The following is a 7,883-nucleotide window of genomic DNA, read 5'->3' on the forward strand; positions in this document are numbered from 1 at the left end:
CCGGTGAAATGATGGATCAGGATTCGCCCCGGTCGCGCGGCGCATCGGCCGGCATGGTGCACCTTGCCCGGCTGCTGCAGTTTGCCGATTCGACGCTGCCGATCGGTTCGTTTGCCTTCTCGAACGGACTGGAATCGGCCCTTCAGACCGGCGTCGTGTCGAATTCGCACGATCTTCTGCAATATGTGCAGCTGGTGCTGCGCCAGAGCGCGCGCATGGACGGGGTGGCGCTTCTGCACGCCCATCGCGCGGCGCTCGCCGGCGACTATGACGCGGTGGCGAACGCCGACAGCGAACTGTTCTGCCGCCGGGTGGGCGAGGAGCAGCAGCTCATGCTCACCCGCGTCGGCCGGAAGTTTGCCGAACTGGTGCTGACGGTCAGCCCCGCTGCGATGCTGGAACGCTGGCTCGCGGACATCAGGGCCGCGCGGACGCCGGGATGTTATCCGGTCGGTCAGGCCGTCGCGCTGGCGCACATGGGCGTCGACGAAGTCGAGGCCTTCGTGATGCATCAGTACGGCATCGCCACGATGATCCTGAGCGCGGCCCTGCGGCTGATGCGCATCGATCATCTGGATACCCAGCGCATCCTGTTCGAGGCCCAGAAGCGGGTCGAGGACGACTACCGCGCCGTTCGCGATCTCACCCTGGACGAGATGTCCGCGTTCGCACCGGTCTTCGACGTTCTCGTCGCGCACCACACGACAACCCATGTCCGCCTGTTCATGAACTGAAGCGGTCATCGGCGAAGGAGACGGCCCATGAAGAAGATTACACGCATCGGCATCGGCGGCCCGGTCGGCTCGGGCAAGACGGCCGTCATCGAGACGATCACGCCGCGTCTGATCGATCTCGGAATCAAGCCGCTGATCATCACCAACGATGTTGTGACGACGGAAGACGCCAAGCAGGTGCGGCGCACGCTGAACGGCATTCTGGTCGAGGAGAAGATCGTCGGCGTCGAAACCGGTGCCTGCCCGCACACGGCCGTGCGCGAAGACCCTTCGATGAACATCGCCGCGGTCGAGGAGCTGGAGGAGAAATATCCCGACAGCGACGTGATTCTGATCGAATCCGGCGGCGATAACCTCACGCTCACCTTCAGCCCGGCCCTTGCCGACTTCTATATCTACGTGATCGACGTTGCTGCCGGCGACAAGATCCCGCGCAAGAACGGCGCCGGTGTCTGCCAGTCGGATATTCTGGTCATCAACAAGAAGGATCTCGCTCCCTATGTGGGCGCCAGCCTTGAGGTGATGGACCGCGATTCGAAGCTGATGCGCGGCAAGAAGCCGTTCCTCTTCACCAACTGCAAGACCGGCGAGGGTATCGACGATCTCATTCGTCTCATCCTCGACATGGCGCTGTTCGACGTGAAGGTGACCGAGCCGGCCCGGGCGGGCGCCTGACGCCATGGCGCTCCATGACCAGCTCGGCCGCCTCGACAAGGCGCGCGAAGTCAGCGGCTACAAGAGCGAGCCGGCGCAGATGCGCGCCGCGGCTCCGGGCAAGGTCGGCGAACTCCGCCTCGGCTTTTCGCTGCAGGGCGGCCGCTCGGTGCTGCACGATCTTTATCGCGTGGCGCCGCTGCTGGTGCAGCAGGCCCTCTATTTCGACGAGGCGATGCCGGAACTGCCGATCTGCCCGATCATTTCGGTCGGCGGCGGCATCCTGCAGGGCGATCGCTACAAGATCGACATCCGCGTCGGGCAGGGGGCCTGTGCGCAGGTCACCACGCAGAGTGCCAGCCGCGTCCACCAGATGGACGCCAACTATGCCTCGCAGCACCAGACGGTGACGCTGGAAAGCGGAGCCTATCTCGAATATCTGCCCGACTTCACCATTCTCTACCGCAACGCGCGCTTCATCAACCAGACGGACATCGTCGTCGCGGAAGACGCGACGCTGCTTTACGGCGAAATGATCCTCGCCGGGCGCAAGCATCACCATGTGGACGAGCGGTTCGGCTTCGACCTGCTCTCGATGGGCGTTGCGGTGCGGCGGCCGGATGGCCGGAAGCTGTTCGCCGAAAAGCTGCTGGTGGAGAAGGGCGACGCGGAGATCGACTCTCCGGCGGTGATGAAGGGCTTCGATGCCTTCGCCAACATCGTCTGCCTGACGCCGCCGGATGTCGCGGCCAGAATCAGGGCCCGCTGCGAGACGCACTTCCCCGACGATGCGCCGCGGGCCGTCTCCGGCGTCTGCCGGCTGCCGAACGACGCCGGGCTGATGCTGCGGGCCGCGGGCGTTGAGAGCTACGACGTGCGCCGCGAGGTGCGTCGCTTCTGGCAGATCGTCCGCGAGGAAGCGCGCGGACGCACCCTTCCGCAGGAATTCCTCTGGCGCTGACCGAAGGACCGAAGCCATGGCTGCTCAGAACAGCAATTTCGTGACCGCCTCCCTCAAGGGGGCGAGCCAGGTGTTCTTCATGGAGAACCCGCTGACGGGGATCCTGTTCTTCGTGGCGATGGCTTATGCCTCCTACGCCTCCGGCGTGTGGGCCACCACCATCGGCGCCGCCGTCGGCGTCGTGGTGGCGACGCTGACCGCCCGGCTGCTCGATTGCGACGAAAAATCCGTTGCCTCAGGGCTCTACGGCTTCAACGGCATTCTGGTGGGGGCCGCGCTGCCGACCTTCATCGCGGTGTCGCCGCAGCTCTGGGTCTATGTCGTGGTCGGCGCGGCGGCGAGTACGGTCGTCACGGCGGCCTTCGGCGCTACGCTCACCGGCCGCTGGGGCATTCCGGGGTCGACCGGTCCCTTCGTGCTGACGGGCTGGCTGATGGTCGCCGGCGCCTATTCGTTCGGCGGGCTGCATGTCACCGGCGACGCGCCGCGGCTCGCCACCGACTATGTTCAGGGCCTTGCGCCCGTCCCGGCGCCGCTGGAACTGGTGCAGATCTTCTTCCGCAATATCGGGCAGGTCTACCTGCTCGGCAACACCATCTCCGGCGTGCTGGTTCTTGCCGGCATCTTCATCGCCTCGATCCCGGCGGGCATCGCCACCGCGGCCGGCTCGATCATCGCCACGGTCGTCGCCATCGGCATGGGCGCCGATCCGGCGGCGGTGAGCCAGGGGCTTTATGGCTTCAGCCCCGTGCTGACTGCGCTGGCCGTCGGCGTCGTCTTCCTGCAGCCGTCGGTCAAGGTCGCGCTCTATGCGCTGCTGGCCACCGTCACGACCGTTTTCGTGCAGGGCGCGCTGGATGTGATCGTGGCGCCCGCCGGTGTTCCCTCGTTCACCGCGCCCTATGTTCTGACGATGTACCTGTTCGTCGCACCGAAGAAGCTGATGGCGCCGCACCCGCACAAGCCGGTTTCCGACCACATGATGGCCGGGGACGACGGCGCGGCGCCGGCATCGGCCGCAAAACCGGCCTGACGGGCCGTGCGGCGCGCGCGGGCCCGGCCGGGGCCCGGTCGGGCCTGCCGTTTCCGCCGCCGCTTGTCCGCGGGTGCCGGCCATCGATCGGGGAAAGCCGGGGCCATGCCGCCGCCGTTTCAGGGGCCTCGCCGCGCAATGCGGCGGGCATGACCGCTGTCTGCCAGAGAGGAGCAAGAGGAATGCAAGCAATCAACGCGGGTGATACGGCCTTCGTTCTCCTGTGTACCGCGCTGGTATGCATGATGACGCCGGCGCTGGCGCTGTTCTACGGCGGTCTTGTTCAGCAGCGGAACGTGCTGTCGATCATGATCCAGAACTTCGTCTGCATCGGCGTCGTCGGGCTGATCTGGGTGTTCGGCGGCTTCAGCCTTGCCTTCGGGCCGGATATCGGCGGCGTGATCGGCAACATCGTGCCCTATTTCGGCATGTACCACATCGGCGTGGAGCCGAACCCGGCCTATGCGCCGAACGTGCCGTTCATCATGGTGTTCGCCTACCAGATGATGTTCGCCATCATCACCCCGGCGCTGATGACCGGCGCCTTCGTGGGGCGCTTCCGTTTCGGCGCCTATCTGCTCTTTATCGCGCTGTGGACCATCGCCGTCTATCTGCCGGCGGCACACTGGATCTGGGGCGGCGGTTTCCTGTCGCGGCTCGGCGTGGTGGATTTCGCCGGCGGTATCGTCATCCATGCGTCGGCGGGCGTTTCGGCGCTGGTGACGGCGAAATTCCTCGGCAAGCGCAAGATGCCGGCCGGCGCGGCGGAATCGCAGCCCGCCAGCCTGCCGCTGGTCGCCCTCGGCGCCGGCCTGCTGTGGTTCGGCTGGTTCGGCTTCAACGCCGGCGGCGCCTACGCGGCCGATGCGCTGGCCGCCTATGCGTTCACCAACACCATGCTCGCCGGGTCTGTCGCCATGCTGGTGTGGATGTTCTGGGAGTGGCGGGAGAAGGGGCGGGCGTCGTTCTCGGGCGTGCTCGTCGGTGCGGTGACGGGTCTTGCGACCATCACGCCGGCGTCGGGCTATGTCGAGCCCATGGCGGCCCTGCTGATCGGCGCCATCGGCGCGACCTGCTGCTACTTCGCCAAATATGTGCAGGCGTGGCTGAAGGTGGACGACACCCTTGAGGTGTGGCGTGCGCACGGCGTCGGCGGCATGACCGGAGCGCTGCTCATCGGCGTTATGGCCAGCTCGCAGATCAACAAGGTCGCCGCGGGCTTCGGCCAGCTCGGCGTGCAGGCGCTGGCCGTGGTCATCGTCGCCGCCTACGCCGCGGTCGTGACCTTCGTCATCCTGAAAATCCTGGATGCTTTCGGCATCCTGCGGGTCTCTGCGGCCGTGCAGATGGCAGGCCTCGACAAGCCGATGTACGGCGAAGACGCCTATAATCTCTGGGAAATGGACCACACCGTTTCGAAATAGGCCGGCCGGCCCGGACAGGGGCGCCGGCCCTCTTTTCCGGTGCCCCGGTCCGGCTTTCCATCAGCGCGCACGGACCGCAGCCCGGTCCGTGCGCGCTGACTTTTCTGCGGCACGAGGCCTGAGGCGGTGGCCGGAGCCCGGCGACGGTCAGCTGCGGCGCGCGATGTGCGGCAGACAGGACTGCACGACATAGATGAACACGGCCGTCGACCAGCCGATCATCATAATGCCGCTGGAGGCCGTCAGCGGTGCCAGCAGGCGTGTGCCGATCTCGGGCCGGACCAGCCCCAGCCCCAGCGTGGTGTTCACGATGAAGGCCGAATAGAACGCGTCCGAGAAATCCGCCGTCAGCTTCAGGAAGAGATAAAGGCCCGCCCAGAGCCCGACTCCGACAAGATGGGCCATGAAAAATATCGCGTTCGTCAGGATGAGCGTCACGGCAATAAAAAGATAGGGCGATGTCGGGATCAGGTATTCAAGCGGATTGACAATCCGCACGATCAGAATCGTGGCGCCAAGATGGACCATAAGCGCAGCGATGATAACGAGGAAGCCCAGAGACAGTTCGTATGCCATCTTCATTCCCAGGCAGGAGCGGCCGGACGGTGCGCACAGGCAGTCTGTTTCCGGAGGTCCGGCGCACGCGGTTCTGAACCGGGTGGCCGCGAAGACGACGGATCGCCCGCCACGCTCCCTGCCACACTCCGGGCCGGCCTGCCGGTCCCTGCCATATGCCGGTTGCAAATTTGTTCGGTGAGGGTGGGTGCGGGGTGTTCCGCTGCGGCCGGTGGCTGTGCCCCGCCTGCGATCGGGCAGGCGGGGCCGGCGGCCGGCCCGGTCAGGCCGCGGCCAGCATGGCCGTCGCGTCCTGCACGCCCGGCATCAGGCGGGCCATGGGCATCGTGCGGAAGCCGGCCTGCGCCAGTTCGTCCACGGAAAGGCAGACGTAGTTCATGCCGCGGCTGTCGCGGATGAAGAACAGTTTCCGGCTCAGATCCGAGATGCTCGTCCACGATGTGAACTCGGTCGGAATGCTCGCCAGTTTCACCCCTTCGACGCTGAGGTGTCCGCTGCCCTTGCCGGGATAGTCGACGGTGATGCCGCGCGGCCGGTCGAAATTGTTCATGATGTGGGCGACCATCTGCACGGCGCGGTCGGGGTCGGCCTGCTTCTCGGCGAACTGCGCGTAGAAGCTGGCGCGGATGAAGCGGTCGACCGAGGTATCCGTGCCCGGCAGGCCCGCCTTGGCGATGCCGGAGCCGGGCTGCACGGCGGCATAGCTGCCGAAGGTCGCGGTGGAGTGATCGACGTTGGTCAGGAACGTGTAGTTGTTGAGATTGGTCAGGTGCCACGAGAACTGCGGGGCATTGGTCATAACGCCGACCGGGTTGTCGTAGAGCGTCAGAACGCCCTGATGGAACTCGATCACCAGACTTGCGCCGCCGGTATCGTGCACGGTGAAATGGAACGGCACTTCCAGCCCGCCCAGAATCGGGATCGGCGGCAGAACGATGGGCTGTGCCGCGATGGCCGCCTTCACATCGGCTGCGGCGGAAAACTGCGACAGCACCCACGCGCCGAGATCGGCTGCGGACAGAACGGCCTGCTGCGGCGCAGGCGGCGCGACCGGGCCGGCGGCCTGCGGGTAGGATTGCATGCTGAAGGTCAGACCCGCATCGTTGATGCCCTCGACGACCTTCAGGTCGGAGGGCGCGAACGACGTGCCGGGCGCAAAGGGCGTCGCCGGCATGGTGACGGCGACGAACGACTGCCGGCCGGTCCAGGTCAGCGCCGGGTGCCCGTCCGTCGCCGAGGTGAATTCAAGCGCCCGGGGGCAGAACGCGATCTGATAGGGAAGCTCCAGACTGAGTTCGAGGGTTCTGCCCAGATAGGCCCGGCTGGAGGTATCGCGATAAAGCAGAGAGGTACACATACGGTGCTTCCTGATCCGGGTGTGGCCGCCCTCCGCACCGTGCCGGCTCCGGCCGGTTCCGCACAGGTGGGGGCGCCCATGCATTTGCACGGCACCGGCCGGCCGTGCGGCTCGCGCTGACAGGCGCCGCCGCATCGGCTTCAGGGCCGGGAGGCAGAGATTAGCATGGCCGGCATTTTCTCCGCCCGCCCTTTTCCGCCTGCGGGCCGATCACGAAGTGCGTGAAGCCTGCCCCCGCCACAGGCAAAGTCTGACGGGGAGATGCAACAGGGAGCCTTGCGGCGAACACAATTCGCGGCTATTGTGCACCCATCGATCTTGCTGTTGAACGTTCTTCCGCGCTATCCGCGTCCACGACGATTCTTCTTCCCCAAAATCGATGCATAAAGAACCGCGGCAGTTCAGCGATTGCTGCGAGCGTTATAACTGTGACCGATTGAAAGGAAATCGTCATGAGCACGGGTACCGTTAAGTGGTTCAATGCCACCAAGGGTTATGGTTTCATTCAGCCTGACGACGGCAGCAAGGACGTGTTCGTCCACATCTCCGCCGTCGAGCGTTCGGGCCTCTACTCGCTCACCGAAGGCCAGAAGGTGAATTTCGAGCTCGCCACCGACCGCCGCACCGGCAAGGTCTCGGCTGAGAACCTTCAGGCCGCGTAACGGCCAAAACGTCTCCCGTGTTTGACCACGGATGAACTGGCAAAACGTCTGAGACGTTGTTTGAAAGGTCGGGCCCCGCCCGGCCTTTTTTATTGGGCCGGTCTCAGCCGGCGGGCCGGGGCTGCCGCGACCGGCTGTCGCATGCCCTTGCCGCAAGCCTGCGGACCCAGCCCCTGCCGGGCGCCCCTCGCGACGCTCCGGCCCGCGCGGCGATCAGAAGCCGGGGTCGGCGCCTGAGGAGAGAGAGCCGCCGCCGGGGCTGCGGGTGCCGGGAAAGCCGGTGCCCGAAACGTCCGGGCGAGCCGGTTCTGCGGAAGCGGGGCGAGGGCGAAGACGCCGTTTCCGGCGCGGCCGGCGCCGCCACAGGCGCTTGTCAGCCTGGGGCCGGTCAGAGTTTCAGGGGCCTGTTCAGGGTTCTGCGGGTCTTCAGGATTCTGCCGGTCTGGGTGCGGTTTCGATCGCGGTGATCATGATCCTCACCC

8 protein-coding genes are annotated in these 7,883 nt (G+C 65.9%); 6 read left to right on the forward strand and 2 right to left on the reverse strand.

What is annotated here, in order from left to right; translation table 11 throughout:
• Positions 1–53: 53 nt before the first annotated feature.
• The 5 genes from V7067_RS02705 (at position 54) to V7067_RS02725 (ending at position 4,806) form a co-directional block, all read left to right on the forward strand.
• A complete protein-coding gene (locus tag V7067_RS02705; RefSeq protein WP_334174358.1) occupies positions 54–734 on the forward strand; it encodes an urease accessory UreF family protein in 681 nt (226 codons plus the stop codon).
• Between the two features lie 27 nt (positions 735–761).
• Positions 762–1,409: an urease accessory protein UreG gene (gene ureG / locus V7067_RS02710; RefSeq protein WP_334174335.1), complete on the forward strand. Its 648-nt coding sequence runs from the start codon at positions 762–764 to the stop codon at positions 1,407–1,409.
• A 4-nt stretch (positions 1,410–1,413) separates the two neighbouring features.
• On the forward strand, positions 1,414–2,349 hold the full coding sequence (locus V7067_RS02715) for an urease accessory protein UreD (RefSeq protein WP_334174336.1): 936 nt from the start codon (positions 1,414–1,416) through the stop codon (positions 2,347–2,349).
• Between the two features lie 16 nt (positions 2,350–2,365).
• Positions 2,366–3,382 carry an urea transporter gene (gene yut / locus V7067_RS02720; protein ID WP_334174337.1) on the forward strand — a complete coding sequence of 339 codons (1,017 nt, stop codon included), beginning with the start codon at positions 2,366–2,368 and terminating at the stop codon, positions 3,380–3,382.
• A 182-nt stretch (positions 3,383–3,564) separates the two neighbouring features.
• The gene (locus V7067_RS02725; RefSeq protein WP_334174338.1) at positions 3,565–4,806 is read left to right on the forward strand and encodes an ammonium transporter; all 1,242 of its coding nucleotides are present in this window, start codon (positions 3,565–3,567) and stop codon (positions 4,804–4,806) included.
• A 147-nt stretch (positions 4,807–4,953) separates the two neighbouring features.
• On the opposite strand, the gene V7067_RS02730 is transcribed toward V7067_RS02725, so the two are convergent.
• A complete protein-coding gene (locus V7067_RS02730; RefSeq protein ID WP_334174339.1) occupies positions 4,954–5,382 on the reverse strand; it encodes an ion channel in 429 nt (142 codons plus the stop codon).
• Positions 5,383–5,644: 262 nt separating this feature from the next.
• Complete coding sequence (locus V7067_RS02735) at positions 5,645–6,739, reverse strand: linear amide C-N hydrolase (RefSeq protein ID WP_334174340.1); 1,095 nt, start codon at positions 6,737–6,739, stop codon at positions 5,645–5,647.
• 452 nt (positions 6,740–7,191) lie between these two features.
• Here V7067_RS02735 and V7067_RS02740 point away from each other — a divergent pair, with 452 nt between their 5' ends.
• Complete coding sequence (locus tag V7067_RS02740; protein WP_334174341.1) at positions 7,192–7,401, forward strand: cold-shock protein; 210 nt, start codon at positions 7,192–7,194, stop codon at positions 7,399–7,401.
• The last annotated feature ends 482 nt before the right edge of the window (positions 7,402–7,883 follow it).

This window comes from Pseudoxanthobacter sp. (assembly GCF_036822375.1).
Lineage (GTDB): Bacteria > Pseudomonadota > Alphaproteobacteria > Rhizobiales > Segnochrobactraceae > Pseudoxanthobacter.

Coding starts and splice junctions, on each gene's coding strand:
- V7067_RS02730 (WP_334174339.1), bottom strand. CDS start 5,382: ATGGCATACGAACTGTCTCTGGGCTTCCTCGTTATCATCGCTGCGCTT.
- ureG (WP_334174335.1), top strand. CDS start 762: ATGAAGAAGATTACACGCATCGGCATCGGCGGCCCGGTCGGCTCGGGC.
- yut (WP_334174337.1), top strand. CDS start 2,366: ATGGCTGCTCAGAACAGCAATTTCGTGACCGCCTCCCTCAAGGGGGCG.
- V7067_RS02735 (WP_334174340.1), bottom strand. CDS start 6,739: ATGTGTACCTCTCTGCTTTATCGCGATACCTCCAGCCGGGCCTATCTG.
- V7067_RS02715 (WP_334174336.1), top strand. CDS start 1,414: ATGGCGCTCCATGACCAGCTCGGCCGCCTCGACAAGGCGCGCGAAGTC.
- V7067_RS02725 (WP_334174338.1), top strand. CDS start 3,565: ATGCAAGCAATCAACGCGGGTGATACGGCCTTCGTTCTCCTGTGTACC.
- V7067_RS02740 (WP_334174341.1), top strand. CDS start 7,192: ATGAGCACGGGTACCGTTAAGTGGTTCAATGCCACCAAGGGTTATGGT.
- V7067_RS02705 (WP_334174358.1), top strand. CDS start 54: ATGGTGCACCTTGCCCGGCTGCTGCAGTTTGCCGATTCGACGCTGCCG.